This window comes from Rhodococcus sp. NPDC057135 (assembly GCF_042670865.1).
In the GTDB taxonomy this organism is placed as follows: Bacteria; Actinomycetota; Actinomycetes; order Mycobacteriales; family Mycobacteriaceae; genus Rhodococcus_F.
Genome location: NZ_JBHUUU010000002.1, coordinates 247449 through 262652 on the forward strand (window position 1 = coordinate 247449; position 15204 = coordinate 262652).

Annotated in this window: 16 protein-coding genes; 15 read left to right on the plus strand and 1 reads right to left on the minus strand. The window is 64.7% G+C overall.

All coding sequences use genetic code 11. The features are described from left to right. The first annotated feature begins 128 nt into the window (after positions 1 to 128). Together ACFT1A_RS04180 and ACFT1A_RS04185 are read left to right on the plus strand one after the other, a co-directional pair. On the plus strand, positions 129 to 797 hold the full coding sequence (locus tag ACFT1A_RS04180) for a PadR family transcriptional regulator (protein WP_378446118.1): 669 nt from the start codon (positions 129 to 131) through the stop codon (positions 795 to 797). A gap of 94 nt (positions 798 to 891) precedes the next feature. Continuing rightward, positions 892 to 1911, plus strand: coding sequence for an esterase/lipase family protein (locus ACFT1A_RS04185; RefSeq protein WP_378445947.1), 1020 nt, complete (start codon positions 892 to 894; stop codon positions 1909 to 1911). A gap of 27 nt (positions 1912 to 1938) precedes the next feature. Here ACFT1A_RS04185 and ACFT1A_RS04190 read toward each other — a convergent pair whose 3' ends face one another. After that, positions 1939 to 2145 carry a hypothetical protein gene (locus tag ACFT1A_RS04190; protein ID WP_003944900.1) on the minus strand — a complete coding sequence of 69 codons (207 nt, stop codon included), beginning with the start codon at positions 2143 to 2145 and terminating at the stop codon, positions 1939 to 1941. 288 nt (positions 2146 to 2433) lie between these two features. Here ACFT1A_RS04190 and fmt point away from each other — a divergent pair, with 288 nt between their 5' ends. The 13 genes from fmt (at position 2434) to whiA (ending at position 15199) form a co-directional block, all read left to right on the plus strand. Next, complete coding sequence (gene fmt / locus ACFT1A_RS04195) at positions 2434 to 3357, plus strand: methionyl-tRNA formyltransferase (protein ID WP_378445948.1); 924 nt, start codon at positions 2434 to 2436, stop codon at positions 3355 to 3357. Next, positions 3354 to 4802, plus strand: coding sequence for an RsmB/NOP family class I SAM-dependent RNA methyltransferase (locus ACFT1A_RS04200; RefSeq protein ID WP_378445949.1), 1449 nt, complete (start codon positions 3354 to 3356; stop codon positions 4800 to 4802). The genes fmt and ACFT1A_RS04200 overlap by 4 nt, the downstream gene beginning before the upstream one ends. Before the next feature lie 40 nt (positions 4803 to 4842). Next, a complete protein-coding gene (locus ACFT1A_RS04205) occupies positions 4843 to 5190 on the plus strand; it encodes an MmcQ/YjbR family DNA-binding protein (protein WP_283304635.1) in 348 nt (115 codons plus the stop codon). An 85-nt stretch (positions 5191 to 5275) separates the two neighbouring features. Further along, entirely contained in the window at positions 5276 to 5959 is a 684-nt protein-coding gene (gene rpe, locus ACFT1A_RS04210; RefSeq protein WP_230815552.1) for a ribulose-phosphate 3-epimerase, read from the plus strand. A gap of 8 nt (positions 5960 to 5967) precedes the next feature. Continuing rightward, entirely contained in the window at positions 5968 to 7020 is a 1053-nt protein-coding gene (ribD, locus tag ACFT1A_RS04215) for a bifunctional diaminohydroxyphosphoribosylaminopyrimidine deaminase/5-amino-6-(5-phosphoribosylamino)uracil reductase RibD (RefSeq protein ID WP_378445950.1), read from the plus strand. A 5-nt stretch (positions 7021 to 7025) separates the two neighbouring features. Then, positions 7026 to 7634: a riboflavin synthase gene (locus ACFT1A_RS04220; RefSeq protein ID WP_003944892.1), complete on the plus strand. Its 609-nt coding sequence runs from the start codon at positions 7026 to 7028 to the stop codon at positions 7632 to 7634. 110 nt (positions 7635 to 7744) lie between these two features. Further along, positions 7745 to 9019, plus strand: a complete 1275-nt coding sequence (locus tag ACFT1A_RS04225) for a bifunctional 3,4-dihydroxy-2-butanone-4-phosphate synthase/GTP cyclohydrolase II (RefSeq protein ID WP_230815554.1) — start codon at positions 7745 to 7747, stop codon at positions 9017 to 9019. Further along, positions 9016 to 9513 carry a 6,7-dimethyl-8-ribityllumazine synthase gene (ribH, locus tag ACFT1A_RS04230; RefSeq protein ID WP_230815555.1) on the plus strand — a complete coding sequence of 166 codons (498 nt, stop codon included), beginning with the start codon at positions 9016 to 9018 and terminating at the stop codon, positions 9511 to 9513. The genes ACFT1A_RS04225 and ribH overlap by 4 nt, the downstream gene beginning before the upstream one ends. Then, positions 9510 to 9983 carry a PH domain-containing protein gene (locus ACFT1A_RS04235; protein WP_378445951.1) on the plus strand — a complete coding sequence of 158 codons (474 nt, stop codon included), beginning with the start codon at positions 9510 to 9512 and terminating at the stop codon, positions 9981 to 9983. Before ribH ends, ACFT1A_RS04235 begins: the two co-directional genes overlap by 4 nt. Before the next feature lie 74 nt (positions 9984 to 10057). Next, the gene (uvrC, locus tag ACFT1A_RS04240) at positions 10058 to 12250 is read left to right on the plus strand and encodes an excinuclease ABC subunit UvrC (RefSeq protein ID WP_378445952.1); all 2193 of its coding nucleotides are present in this window, start codon (positions 10058 to 10060) and stop codon (positions 12248 to 12250) included. After that, on the plus strand, positions 12247 to 13146 hold the full coding sequence (rapZ, locus tag ACFT1A_RS04245) for an RNase adapter RapZ (protein WP_172436543.1): 900 nt from the start codon (positions 12247 to 12249) through the stop codon (positions 13144 to 13146). Before uvrC ends, rapZ begins: the two co-directional genes overlap by 4 nt. Continuing rightward, a complete protein-coding gene (gene yvcK / locus ACFT1A_RS04250; protein ID WP_378445953.1) occupies positions 13143 to 14225 on the plus strand; it encodes a uridine diphosphate-N-acetylglucosamine-binding protein YvcK in 1083 nt (360 codons plus the stop codon). The genes rapZ and yvcK overlap by 4 nt, the downstream gene beginning before the upstream one ends. After that, on the plus strand, positions 14216 to 15199 hold the full coding sequence (whiA, locus tag ACFT1A_RS04255; protein WP_230815559.1) for a DNA-binding protein WhiA: 984 nt from the start codon (positions 14216 to 14218) through the stop codon (positions 15197 to 15199). Before yvcK ends, whiA begins: the two co-directional genes overlap by 10 nt. Positions 15200 to 15204: the final 5 nt, after the last annotated feature.

The following is a 15204-nucleotide window of genomic DNA, read 5'->3' on the forward strand; positions in this document are numbered from 1 at the left end:
TATATCGTCGAACTATCAACGATAGTGATGGAGGTTTGACGATGGATGCAAGTTTCCCGAACGAGGGGATGTTCGGCCGTCGAGGCTTTTTCGGCGCTTTCGGACGTGAGCAGCGGCCGCCTTTTGTGATGTGGGTGCCGACGGACGATGGTGCGCCGGATGACGCTCCCCGCGATCACGACGGCGGGCGTCGTGGTCGACCGCACGAGCGTCCGGGCTTCGGCGACATGCCACGCAGAGGCCACCGACGAGGGCGATTCGGTCCCGACGGCGGACCCGGCCCCGGCTTCGGTCCGGGCGCACAGTTCGGTCGCGGACGAGGACGTGGTGGCCGCGGTCGTCGCGGAGACGTGCGCGCCGCGATTCTGCTCTTGATCGCCGAAGAGCCGATGCACGGCTACGAATTGATTCAACAGATCGTCGAGCGCAGCGGCGGCGTCTGGAAGCCGAGTCCGGGCTCCATCTATCCCGCCCTGTCCCAGCTCGAGGACGAAGGTCTGGTGATCATCGACAAGGTCGCCGGTCGCAAGACTGCCAAGCTGACCGAAGAAGGGGTCGCGTACGTCGAGGAGCATCGCGCCGATCTCGGAGCGCCGTGGGATGACGTTCGTCTCAGTGTGGGAGAGCCGGAGCAGGACCTTCGTGAGCTGATCGGACAGCTGATGGGCGCAGCCGGTCAAGTGGCCGCTGTAGGCACGCCCGCGCAGGTCAAGGCCGCAGCCGACGTGCTGGTCGAGGCACGCAAGTCGCTGTACCGAGTGCTTGCCGGTGACGATGCCGGTGAAGGCGGCAATTGAGACGTCAGATACCTACTGTTCGGTAGGGTATGCGCCCCGAACTTTCTGGTGTTACGGTCAGCTCCCTCGTAGGATCAGAGCAGGAGCAGGAACAATGGCTGGCGTCAAACGGTCTGTGGGACTGACATTTTCGGTAGCGGTGGCGCTGCTGATCGGAGCACCGCCCGCGATATCGGCTGCCGCACCGGCGCTCCCGTCCGCGAGTGCCGACGCGATGGACGTTCCCCTCGACATCGGCCCAGGCCAGGTGTCCCGTTCCGTGGCCACCGCATTCGCGCATGCGCATCCCGGATCTGCCCCAGCCGGGTCGAACGATTTCGGATGTGCGCCCTCCGCAGCGCATCCCCGGCCGGTTGTGCTCGCCCACGGGACCGACACCGAGGCGTACGCGGATTGGGCGGCGCTGTCACCCGCACTGGCCGAGGACGGCTATTGCGTATTCGCCCTCAACTACGGCGGTGCGATCAAGGAAGAACACGGGGACGTCGCACACGAGACGTACGGCGTCGGAGACATCGTCGGTAGTGCCGCCGCGTTCGGCTCCTTCGTCGATCAGGTGCTGACTGCGACAGGCGCGGACAAGGTCGACGTGATCGGCTACTCCCAAGGCGCGACGGTGACGCGGTACTACGTCAACAAGATGGGCGGGAACCAGTACGTCGATCGTTGGGTCGGGTTGGCATCGCCGACGTACGGCGGCGTGATGTTCGGGTTGGTTCCGATCGTCCGCGCGATCCCTGGCGGAGAAGACTTCGTCGAAGAAGTCTTCTCCCGAGCTGTTCGCGAGCAGATGCAGGGTTCCGATACGTTGAACGCCCTCAACGACGGCGGCGACACCGTGCCCGGTGTGCGCTACACGACAATCGGGTCGACTGTCGACGAGATGATCCAGCCGTCCTCGAACATCGCACTGCGCGACGCCGGTGCGGAGAACATCGTCCTCCAGGATCTGTGCCCGTCCAACCTGACCGGTCATTTCCGCATGCCGTACGACCCCTACGTGATCGACGTCATCCGGACGGTCCTCGACCCCGATGCCGAGCGGCACGCATCGTGCAGTGCGGTGCCGCTCGGCACGGATATTCCGCAAGTGGTCATCGACGCCAATTCGTGAGCGCCGAGTTCACGTGGGTCGGAATCTTTACTCGGCGAGCTTGGCAGTGGCCTGTGCCCAGAGGAAGAACTTGTTGGTTCCGAGATCGCGGACGGTCTTGATGTTGAACGCTGCCTTCAAATGCTCTGCATCCGAATCGCTTACACCGTTGAGTGCCGCGACCGGGGCATCCGCCAATTCTTCGACGGACTTTCCTGCGTAGGCCTTGTCGAACTTACTGTCGATGCCTGCCATCTAAGTTCCTCCGTGTGATCGGTGTATCCCGTATCAGCCTTCGCCGAGTGGCGACGACAGAGACAGTCAATACCGACAACCGGTGAATCTGCAGGGTTCTGATCAAAGAAATTCTCGAGAAAGTGGTTCCGTGTGGCGCGAGGTAGGTCGCAGCTCGTGCAGTCCTTAGACTGACAGTTCCATCCACCGACACATCCGGGAGCATTTTCGTGAGTTGCAGTCCACCGCGTTCGACAGGCCGATCGGCTGATCAGAGTCCGAAGAGCCCACCGAAACGGGAGAGCTGACATGCGCGTCGTGTTCGCCGGGACGCCGGAACCCGCTGTTCCCTCCTTGCGTCGGCTGATCGAGTCGGCCAACCACGAAGTCGTCGCTGTCGTCACGCGTCCGGACGCCGTTGCCGGTCGAGGCCGAAAAGTCACCCGATCGCCGATCGGATTGCTCGCCGACGAGCACGACATCCCGGTGCTGACCCCGACCAAGGCGTCCGATCCCGACTTCGCGGCGGAACTCGCACGGCTCGAACCGGACTGCGCACCCGTCGTCGCCTACGGAAACTTGTTGCCGCAGAACGTACTCGACATCCCGAAATTCGGTTGGGTCAATCTTCATTTCTCCCTGCTCCCCGCCTGGCGCGGTGCCGCGCCTGTGCAGGCCGCGATCAGTGCCGGTGACGAGGTGACCGGAGCCAGCGCGTTTCGTTTGGAAGCCGGCATGGATACCGGCCCGGTGTACGGAGTGATGACCGAGCGCATTCGTGACACCGACACCGCAGGCGACCTACTCGGGCGTCTGGCGGAAAACGGCGCCGCTCTGCTCGAATCGGTACTCGACGGGCTCGAAGCCGGCGAGATCAACGCCGTTCCACAGTCTGCCGACGGCGTCTCGTACGCCCCCAAGGTGACGGTGGACGCTGCCCGTGTGAAGTGGGAATTGCCCGCGCGCACCATCGACCGTCACATCCGGGCCGTCACCCCCGCGCCCGGCGCGTGGACGATGATCGGTGACCTACGGGTCAAGGTCGGGCCGGTCACCGTCACGGACGAGACCCTGGCAATCGGTGAGATCTCGGTACGCAAGGATGGTCTGTACATCGGTACCGCGACCACCGCGGTACGACTCGGGCAGATTCAGCCCCCGGGCAAGAAATTGATGTCGGCAGGGGACTGGGCACGCGGTGCCCGACTCGACGCGGAGGTACGAGCACAGTGACCGAATCACGACGACCGGCACGACGGACACAGGGTCCCGGAGCCAAGAACGCGGCCGGTGGAAAGAACACCAAGCCGAAGCAGGCCAAGCGCCCGGATCCGGCCACCGCCGGGCTCGATCAGCCGCGCCTGGCTGCGCGCGACGTACTGCGCGCGGTTCGTGAACGTGACGCGTACGCCAACCTGGTACTGCCCGGACTGCTTCGCGATCGCAAGCTCGACGCGCGCGACGCTGCGCTGGCAACCGAACTCGCGTACGGCGCCGCACGCGCGCAGGGTCTGTTGGACGCGGTCATCGCGCACGCAGCGGGTCGACCGATCGAGGAGATCGACGGAACCCTGCTCGACGTTCTCCGTCTGGGCTCGTATCAACTGCTGCGGACCCGCGTTGCCCCACACGCCGCTGTTGCCACCTCGGTCGACCTCGTTCGCGCCGAAAACGGTCAGGGCCGAGCAGGATTCGTCAACGCAGTCCTGCGTCGTGTCTCCGAACGCACTCAGGACGAGTGGGTCGAGTTGCTGGCCCCGAAGGACCCGATCGGCCGACTCGCCTTCGAGCACGCTCACCCTCTGTGGATCGCGCAGGTATTCGCGGATTCGCTCGGCGCCGCAGCCGGAGAGCTCGAAGACGTCCTGATCGCCGACGACGCCCGCCCCGCCGTGCACCTCGTCGCCCGCCCCGGTGAGATCTCCGCCGAGGAGCTCGCGCTGGTGACCGGCGGCGAGATCGGGCCGTACTCGCCGTACGCCGTCCATCTCGACGGCGGTGACCCCGGACAGCTCGAGGCGGTTCGCCAAGGTTTGGCGGGCGTGCAGGACGAGGGCAGTCAGCTGGTTGCCCGCGCCCTCAGCATTGCTCCTCTCGAAGGTGAAGACGCCGGCCGCTGGCTCGACCTCTGCGCAGGTCCAGGAGGTAAGGCGGCGCTTCTCGGCGCTCTGGCCGGTATCGAAGGCGGACGGCTCGACGCCGTCGAGCCCGTCGAACACCGTGCCGAACTGATCCGCAAGACCACTCGCGAGCTTCCCGTGGACGTGCACGTGGCGGACGGCCGCGAATCCGGACTCGAACCCGGATACGACCGCATCCTCGTCGACGCTCCCTGCACCGGCTTGGGCGCCCTGCGCAGGCGCCCGGAAGCTCGTTGGCGTCGCCAGCCGTCCGATGTCGCGCCGCTCGTGAAGTTGCAGCGCGAATTGCTCGCCGCTGCAATCGAACTGGTACGCCCCGGCGGAGTGGTGCTGTACTCGACGTGTTCGCCGCACCTGTCGGAAACGCTCGCAGTCGTCGCCGACGCAGTGCGGCGTCACGGCGTCGTGGAACTCGACACCAAGGAATTGGTGCCCGGTGTTCCGGACGTCGGAGACGGGACTTCGGTTCAGTTGTGGCCGCACCGGCACGGCACGGACGCGATGTTCATGGCCGCTTTGCGCAAGCCGCTGGCCTGATCGGATGACTTCTGGGCTTCGGTAGTCGTATGGTGCCTACATGGTTACGTGGGAACAGGTTGTAGTACTGGGTTCGGCTCTTCCCTCCGTGGAGGAGTCGACCTCGTACAACACCCCGGCACTCAAGGTGGCAGGCAAGACTTTTGCGCGACTCCGCACCGAAGCGGAGGGCGCTTTGGTTTTGATGTGCGGTCTGGACGAGAAGGAAGCGCTACTCGCCAGTGGTGAGGCGCCTTTCTTCACGACAGATCACTATCACGGGCACGGCTCCATCCTCGTGCACCTCGAACTGATCGACGAGGTGCAATTGGCGGAGATGCTCGAAGATGCGTGGCGAATCAAGGCACCCGCCAAGGTGCGCAAGCTTCGCAGTGTCGTGAAGAACTGATCGGATTGCGCCTGTCCAACGGTGTGGCCGTTCTCTGATGACGGGCATGCACGGTCGGCAATGAAGCACAGCTAAACTCGGCGTCGTGGCTTCCCCGATGATTGCACCGTCCATTCTGTCCGCAGATTTTGCTCGACTCGCCGATGAAGCGACTGCCGTGTCCGGCTCCGACTGGCTTCACGTCGACGTGATGGACGCGCATTTTGTTCCCAATCTCACGCTCGGTCTGCCCGTCGTCGAGAGTCTGCTGAAGGCGACGGATATTCCGCTCGACTGCCACCTCATGATCGAGAACCCGGAGCGCTGGGCACCGCCGTACGCCGAGGCCGGCGCGTACAACGTCACGTTCCACGCCGAGGCCACCGACGATCCGCGTTCGGTTGCCCGCGACATTCGTGCGGCGGGCGCCAAGGCCGGGCTGAGCGTCAAGCCGGGAACCCCGATCGACGACTACCTCGAAATCCTCAAGGACTTCGACACCCTTCTGATCATGAGCGTCGAACCCGGCTTCGGTGGCCAGTCCTTCATGCCGCAGGTGCTCGACAAGGCACGCGCAATTCGCAAGCTCGTCGATTCGGGTGAGCTGACGCTGCTCGTTGAAATCGACGGCGGCATCAACGCTTCCACGATCGAGCAGGCAGCGGAAGCCGGTATCGACTGCTTCGTCGCCGGTTCGGCGGTGTACGGAGCCAGCGATCCCGGTGAGGCGGTGCGCAAGCTCCGTGCGCAGGCCGCCTCGGCGTCGCCGCACCTGACGCTGTCGGTCTGAGCCGCTCGATGGCAAAGGGTGGACAGGCGTCGACGGCTGATCTCGACGCCGCGATGCAGATCGCGCTGGCCGCAGCTGATTCCGCGCGCGGATTCACCAGCCCCAACCCGCCCGTCGGCGCGGTCATCCTGGCGGCCGACGGCACCATCGCGGGCGTCGGGATGACGCAACCGCCCGGCGGACCGCACGCGGAGGTCGTGGCTCTCGACGAGGCCGGCGATGCAGCGCGTGGCGGAACGGCGGTGGTGACTCTGGAACCGTGCAATCACCAGGGACGAACCGGACCCTGCTCACAGGCGTTGATCGACGCCGGAGTCTCGGCGGTTGTCTATGCAGTCGGTGATCCCAATCCGGAAGCCTCCGGCGGCGCAGCGACGCTCATGCGAGCCGGCATCAGCGTGACGGCCGGCCTGCGAGCACCCGAGGTGGAAGCTGGTCCACTGCGATCCTGGCTGCACAAACAGCGGACCGGGCGCCCGCACATCACGTGGAAATACGCGGCCAGTCTCGACGGACGCAGCGCCGCCGAGGACGGAACGAGTCAGTGGATCACCGGTCCGCAGGCGAGAGCGCGCGTGCATGCGCAGCGGGCACAGATCGACGCAATTGTGGTCGGCACCGGCACGGTGTTCGCCGACGATCCGTGGCTGACGGCGCGTCAGCCCACGGGTGAGCTCGCAGGGCACCAGCCCGTGCGCGTCGTCGTCGGAAAACGTGAAATACCGTCGACTGCAAGCGTTCTCGACGACACCGCGCCGACTCTGGTGCTCAACACCGACAACATCGACGAAGTGGTCGAGGCGTTGGGGGAGTACACAGATGTACTGCTCGAGGGTGGGCCACGTTTGGCCGGAGCATTCCTCGCCGCCGGATATGTCGACGTCATCGAGGCGTACATCGCGCCGATACTTCTCGGCGCGGGCGCTTCCGCGCTCGTCGATGCCGGCGTGCACACCATTACCGACGCCCACCGATTCCGTTTGGAGTCCGCGGTAACGATCGGCCCCGATATTTTGTTGAGTCTGGTTCCGGAGAGTTCTGCTCCGGGGAACGAGGAGTAGGGCGCGTGTTCACAGGAATTGTGGAAGAACTCGGCGAAATTGTCGCCAAGGAAGAACTGGTCGATGCTGCACGGTTCACGGTGCGCGGGCCACTGGTCACCTCCGACGCCGGTCACGGTGATTCGATCGCGGTCAACGGGGTGTGCCTGACGGTCGTCGACGTGCTTGCCGACGGTTCGTTCACCGCAGACGTCATGCAGGAAACGCTGAACCGCTCGAGCCTGGCGAAGTTGGACGTCGGTTCTCGCGTCAACCTCGAGCGTGCCGCGGCGCTGAACAGCCGACTCGGTGGCCACCTGGTTCAAGGGCACGTCGACGGAACGGGCCATGTCATCTCGCGCTCGCCTTCCGAGAACTGGGAGGTAGTGCGGATCGCACTGCCGGACTCCATTTCCCGTTACGTCGTGGAGAAGGGTTCGATCACCGTCGACGGTGTCTCGCTGACGGTTTCAGCGCTGGGCGGCGACCGTGGGTTCGAGTACTTCGAGATCTCACTGATCCCCACGACGTTGGAGTTGACGACGCTCGGTACCGCGGTGGTCGGTACTCCGGTGAACCTCGAGGTGGACGTGATCGCGAAGTACGTCGAGCGGCTTCACTCTGCCGGTCGGTAGGACCAGGCTGATCGGACCCGTCCGATTGGTCGTAGGGTTGTGAGTGCATCCGTCGGATGCACTCGTTGTATTCGATGATGTGAAAAGTCAAGACTTTGGAGTGCGAGCACGTGACCAGGTTCGACAGTATCGAGCGCGCAGTAGCAGATATCGCTGCAGGTAAAGCTGTTGTCGTTGTGGACGACGAGGATCGTGAGAACGAAGGCGATCTCATCTTCGCCGCCGAGAAGGCCACCCCGGAACTGGTGGCGTTCATGGTTCGCTACACCTCCGGCTACCTGTGCGTGCCGCTCGACGGTGACGATTGCGATCGGTTGGGCCTGCCCCCGATGTACGCCACCAACCAGGACAAGCACGGCACCGCCTACACCGTGACCGTCGACGCCCGTGAGGGAATCGGTACCGGTATCTCGGCATCGGACCGCGCTGCGACGATGCGTCTGCTCGCCAACCCCGAAACCGGCGCCAACGATTTCACTCGTCCCGGCCATGTCGTGCCGCTCCGCGCGAAGGAAGGCGGAGTACTGCGTCGTCCGGGCCACACGGAAGCCGCAGTCGACCTCGCCCGCATGGCGGACCTGCGTCCCGCCGGCGTCATCTGCGAAATCGTCAGCCAGAAGGACGAGGGCGCGATGGCTCAGACCGACGAGTTGCGAGTCTTCGCCGACGAACACAACCTCGCTCTGATCTCGATCGCCGACCTCATCGCGTGGCGTCGCAAGCACGAGAAGCACGTGCTGCGTATCGCCGAAGCCCGCATCCCCACCCGTCACGGTGAGTTCACCGCTGTCGGCTACACGAGCATCTACGACGAGGTCGAGCACGTCGCGCTGGTGCGCGGCGACATCGCGGGCCCGGACGGTGACGGTAGCGACGTACTCGTCCGCGTTCACTCCGAGTGCCTCACCGGCGACGTCTTCGGTTCGCTGCGGTGCGACTGCGGCCCGCAACTCGATGCTGCACTGGACATGGTCGCTCAGGAGGGCCGGGGCGTTGTCCTGTACATGCGCGGACACGAGGGTCGCGGCATCGGTCTGATGCACAAGCTGCAGGCTTACCAGCTCCAGGACGCCGGTTCCGACACCGTCGACGCCAATCTCGAACTCGGACTACCGGCCGACGCCCGCGACTACGGCATCGGTGCGCAGATCCTCGTCGATCTGGGTATCTCGTCGATGCGCCTGCTGACCAACAACCCGGCCAAGCGTGTCGGTCTGGACGGCTACGGCCTGCAGATCACCGACCGCGTTCCGATGCCGCTGCGCGCGAATGCCGAAAACCTCACCTACCTGCGCACCAAGCGCGACCGGATGGGCCACGATCTGATCGGACTCGACGAGTACGAGGCGAACCAGGACTCAGCACAGCCCGGAACCGCACTGTGAGCGGCGAAGGTCAGCCGCAGCTCGCGATCGCCGAGGCCAAGGATCTGAAGCTGGCGATCGTTGCCGGGCAGTGGCACGCGACGATTTCCGAGGCCCTGATCGCCGGCGCACAGCGCGTCGCCGAGCAGGCACAGATCAAGGACGTGACACTGGTCCGTGTCGCCGGTGCGATCGAACTGCCGGTCGTTGCGCAGGCGTTGGCTCGCACCCACGACGCCGTTGTTGCACTCGGCGTCGTCATCCGCGGTGGTACTCCGCACTTCGAGTACGTGTGCGACGCGGTCACCGCCGGCCTCACACGCGTCTCGCTCGACGAAAGTACTCCCGTGGGGAACGGTGTCCTGACCACCGACACCGAGCAGCAGGCTCTTGACCGTTCGGGTCTGCCGGGTAGCGTCGAGGACAAGGGCGCACAGGCCTGCGCCGCCGCACTGGACACCGCAGTGACCCTGCGTCATCTCCGAGCACCATGGACCGAGGATTCGTTTCGATGAGCACACCCGGCGACAACGAGAACTGGGAACTGATCGCCTCACCGCGTAAATCGACGCGGTACGCGATCGGCGTCGCTGTCCTTCTGGTGATCGTTCACGTCACACTTGCGCTCCTGCTCCGCCAGGGGTCCACCGGTGTGTACTTCCGCGCCGCGGACCAAATTGCGATGGCCGGCATCGGCACCGTTCTTGCTCTCGGTGTACTGATGTTGACCCGGCCTCGGGTCAAGGTGGGTAAGCAGGGAATCGCCGTACGAAACATCCTGGGCGAGAAGATCGTCGACTGGGATCTGTTCGAGGGGCTCTCGTTCCCCGACGGCGCCGCCTGGGCACGCATCGAATTGCCCGACGACGAGTACATGGCAGTGATGGCGATCCAGTCCAACGACCGCGAGTACGCCGTCGACACGGTCGGTAAGTTCCGCGAACTCGCCGACCGCTACGCACCGGTCGCGCACAAGAGCAACTGACGTCTTCCGGCCGATTCGGTGCCCGCATCCTGCGCGTTTCCGAGTCGGTCGGTGGCGGCGACTAACCTGAAACCGTGCCGGATCCCTCGACTTACCGCCCCGCTACCGGAACCATTCCGGCCGCGCCGGGCGTCTACAAATTTCGTGATCCGCATGGTCGGGTCATTTACGTCGGTAAGGCGAAAAGCCTCCGTTCACGTTTGAACTCGTACTTCGCGGACGTCACGACGCTTCATCCCCGTACGCGGCAGATGGTGACCACTGCCGGCAGCGTCGAGTGGACCGTCGTCAGCACCGAAGTCGAAGCGCTTCAGCTCGAGTACAACTGGATCAAGGAATTCGATCCGCGGTTCAACGTGCGGTACCGCGACGACAAGACGTATCCGGTTCTCGCTGTGACGCTCAACGAAGAGTTCCCGCGGTTGTTCGTCTACCGCGGTCCGCGGCGCAAGGGCGTCCGGTACTTCGGTCCCTACTCCCATGCCTGGGCGATCCGCGAAACTCTCGATCTGCTGCTACGAGTCTTTCCCGCACGAACGTGCTCGTCCGGAGTCTTCAAACGGCACAACCAGATCGGCCGTCCGTGTCTGCTCGGCTACATCGACAAGTGCTCGGCGCCCTGCGTCGGCCGCGTCAGTGCCATCGAGCATCGACAGATCGTCGAAGATTTCTGCGACTTCCTCGCCGGCCGCACCGACAAGCTGGTCAAAGACCTCGAGAAGCGCATGCAGCAGGCTTCCGAGGATCTCGACTTCGAGACCGCAGCTCGTCTGCGCGACGACATCGGAGCCTTGCGTAAGGCACTCGAGAAGCAGGCAGTGGTGCTCGGTGACGGCACCGACGCCGATCTCGTCGCTTTTGCCACCGATGATCTCGAGGCCGCTGTCCAGGTGTTCCACGTGCGCGGCGGACGTGTGCGTGGTCAGCGTGGATGGGTCGTGGAGAAGGCAGGCGACGCCATCGACTGGGCTGCGCTCGACGCCGAGTCGGACCTGCCGATTCTGGTCGAACAGTTCCTCACGCAGTTCTACGGCGAGCAGGCGGCCCTCGACCCGGGAGCGGGCTCCGGGGCCGGGATCAGCGCCGTACCCAAGGAAGTTCTCGTGCCGGTTCTGCCGGCCAACGTGACCGAGATCCAGGCGTGGTTGAGCGAGCTTCGGGGATCGCAAGTGCAACTGCGGGTTCCGCAACGCGGCGACAAGAAGGACCTCGCCGAAACAGTCCAGCGAAATGCGAAAGAGGCTCTGGCGCAGCACAAGCTGAAGCGTGCCGGGGATTTCACTTCACGATCTGCGGCGCTGCAGGGCATCCAGGAAGCGCTGGATCTCGATTCGGCTCCGCTACGAATCGAATGTATCGACATCAGTCACGTCCAGGGAACCGACGTCGTGGCGTCACTGGTCGTGTTCGAGGACGGGCTTCCGCGCAAGTCGGACTACCGGCACTATGCGATCAAGGAAGCTGCCGGCGACGGTCATTCCGACGACGTGGCGAGTATCGCCGAGATCACGCGCAGGCGGTTCCTGCGCCACAACCGCGACCTGGGCGTTCTGGCGGCCTCGGCGTCGACCATGGACGCGGACGGCGGGGATCTCGCTCCCGAAGCGGCGATCGACCCGGCCACCGGTCGGCCTCGGCGCTTCGCGTATCCGCCCAATCTGTTCGTCGTGGACGGCGGCGCCCCTCAGGTCACGGCGGCAGCTGCTGTCCTCGACGAGTTGGGGGTCACCGACGTCGCGGTGGTCGGGTTGGCCAAGCGCCTCGAGGAGGTCTGGGTGCCGGGCGAGGAAGATCCGGTGATCCTTCCCCGAACGAGTGAGTCGCTGTACCTACTGCAGCGCATCCGCGACGAAGCTCACCGCTTCGCGATCACGTTCCATCGCAGCAAGCGCTCGAGGCGCATGACGGCTTCGGCGTTGGACTCGGTCAAGGGGCTCGGTGAAACCCGTCGTACCGCTCTCGTGGCTCACTTCGGTTCCGTGGCGAAGCTGAAAACGGCAACGGTCGAGGAGATCATGCAGGTCCCTGGTATCGGTGAGACCACCGCCACAGCAGTTCTGGCCGCACTGGGAACGGATTCGGCTGCGGCCGATGCGGGTGCTGAAGCTCGAGCGCTGCCCGCCGCGGTAGGGGATGATGAGCTGGACACGGAATCCGAATCGTCTGTTACGTCTGCTGACGCGCCCAGCGCTGAATCCGGTAGCGGTGACGAGGGCTCCGAGTCGCGAGAATTGTCCATGCCGACGACGGGGCCGAGTGCACAGTGACTACCGACAGCGCCAAAGACAGTCGAACGATGGATTTCCTGCTGGTGACGGGATTGTCCGGAGCAGGTTTGAGTACCGCGGCCAAGGTGCTCGAAGACCTCGGCTGGTATGTCGCGGACAATTTGCCACCTGAGCTGATTTCCCGGATGGTCGGTCTGAGCTTGACCTCCGATCCGCCGGTCGATCGTCTCGCCGTCGTGATCGACGTGCGGAGTCGACTCTTCACCGGAGACCTCGGTTGGGTGCTCACCGAACTCGAGGCGGAACCGATCCACACCCGGGTGCTCTACCTCGAAGCATCGGACGACGTGTTGATCCGGCGGTTCGAACAGGTGCGCCGCAGCCATCCCTTGCAGAACGACGGCATCGACGGCACGTTGTCCGAGGGGATCGCAGCCGAGCGTCGGCAGTTGGCAGTGGTGAAGGCGGCCGCCGATCTGGTCATCGACACGTCGGCGTTGAAGGCTCATCAGCTGCGTCAGAAGATCGAAACGGCGTTCGGGAACGATGCCAACCGCACGATGAAGGTGACGGTTCAGTCGTTCGGATTCAAGTACGGCCTGCCGATGGATGCCGATCTCGTCTGTGACGTTCGATTCCTGCCCAATCCCCATTGGATCCCCGAACTTCGTCCGCACACCGGTCAAGATGCCGACGTCCGCGACTACGTGTTGTCCCGAGAGGGCGCCGAAGACTATCTCGACACCTACCGTCATCTGGTGGATTTGACGATCGCCGGATATCGACGAGAAGGAAAGCGCTACATGACAATTGCGGTCGGGTGCACCGGCGGTAAGCACCGCAGCGTGGCCATGTCCGAAGCTCTCGCGAGGCGTCTGGGTTCCGAGGAAGACATCTCGGTCAGCATCGTGCACCGGGATCTGGGGCGCGAATGAGTGAACCGACACAGCGCTCGCCGGAAGCACTCGAGGGGCCGGCCATCGTCGCTCTGGGTGGCGGGCACGGATTGTTCGCCACCCTCCAAGCCGTCAGACGCCTGACGGTCGACGTCACCGCGGTGGTCACGGTCGCCGACGACGGAGGTTCCTCGGGCCGGCTGCGCGCCGAGCTCGGCGTCATCCCGCCCGGCGACCTACGGATGGCGCTGGCGGCTCTGGCGTCCGACGAACCCGAGATAGTCGACTGGACGCGGACCATCCAGCATCGCTTCGGCGGTGTCGGCGCGCTCGCCGGGCACTCGGTGGGCAATCTCATCCTGGCCGGCCTCACCGAGGTGCTCGGTGACCCAGTGGTCGCGCTCGACGAGATGGCGCGACTGCTGCGAATCCGTGGCCGTGTGTTGCCGATGTCGCCGATCGCGCTCGAGATCGAAGCCGACGTTCAAGGACTCGAAGAGGACCCCCGCGTCAGCCGCTGCATTCGTGGACAGGTTGCCGTCGCGACGACGCCGGGCAAGGTCCGGCGCGTGAGACTGCTCCCGTCCAATCCGCCCGCGTGCCCCGACGCCGTGACCGCGATCGATCGTGCCGATCTCGTGGTCCTCGGACCCGGATCGTGGTTCTCGAGCGTGATCCCGCACGTCCTGGTACCCGAACTCGTCGAATCACTCTCGTCGACGAAGGCTCGAAAAGTGCTGGTGCTCAATCTCGCCCCCGAGCCGGGGGAGACCGCCGGATTCTCCGCAGAGCGTCACCTGCACGTACTCTCCCAACACGTGCCCGATTTCCGGGTCGACTACGTGGTGGTCGACTCGGCGTCGGTACCGGCCGGGCGCGAACGTGAACATCTGCAGCGTGCGGCGGATCAATTTTCGGCCGAAGTGAGGTACGCGGAAGTCGCGGACACCTCACCGGGCGCAGCGCATGTACACGATCCGGCAAAACTGGCCGACGTGTTGGCCGAACTGTCGAGCAGTGCGGCAGTGGGGGATTCGACACAGCGTTCCCGGCAAGAACAGCCTTCCCGGCAAGAACAGTATTCCGAAGAACAGAGGGAGAACGCTTCGTGGCAATGACAGCGGAGGTCAAGGACGAACTGAGCCGGTTAGTGGTGACTCAGGTCAGCTGCCGCAAGGCAGAGGTCTCCGCGTTGCTGCGCTTTGCCGGTGGACTCCACATAGTCGGCGGCAGGGTGGTCGTCGAAGCCGAGGTCGATCTGGGCTCCACGGCGCGACGTCTGCGCCGGGAGATCTTCGACCTGTTCACTTACAGCGCCGACGTTCACGTACTCAGTGCAGGCGGACTTCGTAAGTCCGCTCGCTACATCGTGCGTGTGGCGAAGGAAGGTGAGGCGCTCGCCCGCCAGACGGGACTACTCGATCTTCGCGGACGCCCGGTTCGCGGCTTGCCTGCGCAGGTGGTCGGCGGAAGTGTCGGCGACGCCGAAGCAGCTTGGCGCGGAGCGTTCCTCGCGCACGGTTCCCTGACCGAACCCGGCCGTTCGTCGGCGCTCGAAGTCAGCTGCCCGGGCCCGGAAGCCGCACTGGCATTGGTCGGAGCTGCGCGGCGTCTCGGCATCTCGGCGAAGGCACGTGAGGTTCGCGGAACGGATCGTGTGGTGATCCGCGACGGCGAGGCCATCGGTGATCTCCTGACCCGAATGGGAGCCCAGGACACGCGTCTGGTGTGGGAGGAGCGACGGATGCGACGCGAAGTCCGCGCCACCGCCAATCGTCTCGCCAATTTCGACGACGCCAACCTGCGACGCTCGGCTCGCGCTGCCGTTGCCGCTGCTGCACGCGTCGAGCGTGCGTTGGAGATCCTCGGCGAGGACGTGCCCGATCACCTCGCCGCGGCGGGCGCACTGCGCGTCGAGCATCGACAGGCGTCCCTCGAGGAACTGGGCCAGTTGGCGGACCCGCCGATGACCAAAGACGCCGTTGCCGGACGTATCCGTCGCCTGCTGTCCATGGCTGATCGCAAGGCAAAGGAAACGGGCATACCCGACACCGAATCGGCAGTGAATGCGGAGCTACTCGAAGAGGGGTGACCTGC

Coding starts and splice junctions, on each gene's coding strand:
- ACFT1A_RS04190 (WP_003944900.1), bottom strand. CDS start 2,145: ATGGCAGGCATCGACAGTAAGTTCGACAAGGCCTACGCAGGAAAGTCC.
- ACFT1A_RS04235 (WP_378445951.1), top strand. CDS start 9,510: ATGAGCACACCCGGCGACAACGAGAACTGGGAACTGATCGCCTCACCG.
- ACFT1A_RS04205 (WP_283304635.1), top strand. CDS start 4,843: ATGGTTACGTGGGAACAGGTTGTAGTACTGGGTTCGGCTCTTCCCTCC.
- ACFT1A_RS04185 (WP_378445947.1), top strand. CDS start 892: ATGGCTGGCGTCAAACGGTCTGTGGGACTGACATTTTCGGTAGCGGTG.
- fmt (WP_378445948.1), top strand. CDS start 2,434: ATGCGCGTCGTGTTCGCCGGGACGCCGGAACCCGCTGTTCCCTCCTTG.
- ACFT1A_RS04180 (WP_378446118.1), top strand. CDS start 129: ATGTGGGTGCCGACGGACGATGGTGCGCCGGATGACGCTCCCCGCGAT.
- yvcK (WP_378445953.1), top strand. CDS start 13,143: ATGAGTGAACCGACACAGCGCTCGCCGGAAGCACTCGAGGGGCCGGCC.
- ribD (WP_378445950.1), top strand. CDS start 5,968: ATGGCAAAGGGTGGACAGGCGTCGACGGCTGATCTCGACGCCGCGATG.